Origin of the sequence: Nitrosospira sp. Nl5, assembly GCF_900102495.1 — a bacterium.
In the GTDB taxonomy this organism is placed as follows: domain Bacteria; phylum Pseudomonadota; class Gammaproteobacteria; order Burkholderiales; family Nitrosomonadaceae; genus Nitrosospira.
Map to the genome: position 1 here is coordinate 1 of NZ_FMVQ01000034.1, position 1,248 is coordinate 1,248.

The window sequence follows — 1,248 nt, forward strand, 5'->3', positions numbered from 1 at the left end:
TGTTCCTGCCACCAGCAAATCCATTTCCTGCTCATTAATAACATAAGGCGGCATGAAGTAGACGGTATTTCCCAGCGGACGCAACGATAATTCCTGCTTGAGCGCCGCCTGAAAAAACTCCCCGGCAAAGGCAGGATCTTTGGTGTCCACTTCGAACGCCCAGATCATTCCACAGTGACGAAAGTTTTTCACCTTGGGATGCAATGCGATTGGCTGCGCTGCACGGTTGAGATAATTTGCTTTAATACGATTCGCTTCAATGATGTTGTCCTGCTCGAAGATATCCAGTGTCGCCAGCGCGGCGCGGCAGGCCAGCGCATTACCCGAATGGGTATGGGAATGCAGGAAGCCTCGCCCGGTCTCGTCATGATAAAACGCTTGATAAACCGCGTGGGTAGTCATTGTCACGGATAGCGGCAGATAGCCGCCGCTCAAACCTTTCGCCAGGCACAAAAAATCAGGCAGGATACCTGCTTGCTCGCAGGCGAACATGGTGCCTGTCCTCCCGAAGCCAACCGCGATTTCATCGGCGATCAAATGTATCTGGTACGCATCACAGAGTTGTCTTGCAAGCCTGAGGTAATCGGGGTGATACATGCCCATGCCGGCCGCGCCCTGCACCAGCGGTTCGACGATGAGCGCCGCGGTTTCGGCGTGGTGCTCGTCAAGATGCGCTTCCAGCGCGGCAGCGGCGCGAAGCGCGTAATCCCTGGGGGACTCGCCCGCGCATGCATAGCGCCAGTCCGGGGTGAGGACGTGCGCGCCATGACGCAATAGTGGTGAGTAGGTGTCCCGAAACAGCGCCACATCGGTTACTGCCAATGCGCCCAGCGTTTCACCGTGATAGTCGTTTTGCAGGCTGACAAAGCGATTTTTCTCAGGACGACCGCTATTGCGCCAGTAATGGAAGCTCATTTTCAGCGCGATTTCGATCGCCGAGGCGCCATCGCTGCTATAAAAGCAATGGCCGAGCTTGTCCGATACGAGCTTGCCCAGGCGCTCCGATAATTCCACCACCGGCTCATGCGTGAAACCTGCAAGCATGACATGCTCAAACTTATCCAGCTGATCGCGGATGGCGGCATTGATGCGTGGATTGGCATGACCGAACAAATTGACCCACCAGGAACCGATAGCGTCGAGGTAGCGTCTGCCATCGAAGTCGTAAAGCCATGCTCCTTCGCCCCGGGCAATCGGAATGAGTGGCACTATCTCATGCTGTTTCATTTGGGTGCATGGGTGCCATAC

Annotated in this window: 1 protein-coding gene; it reads right to left on the reverse strand. The window is 55.7% G+C overall.

Annotation, left to right across the window (positions count from 1 at the left end; translation table 11 throughout):
* Positions 1–1,248, reverse strand: a 1,248-nt coding sequence (bioA, locus tag BLP45_RS14225) for an adenosylmethionine--8-amino-7-oxononanoate transaminase (RefSeq protein WP_090373150.1), incomplete at both ends; no start/stop codon positions are given.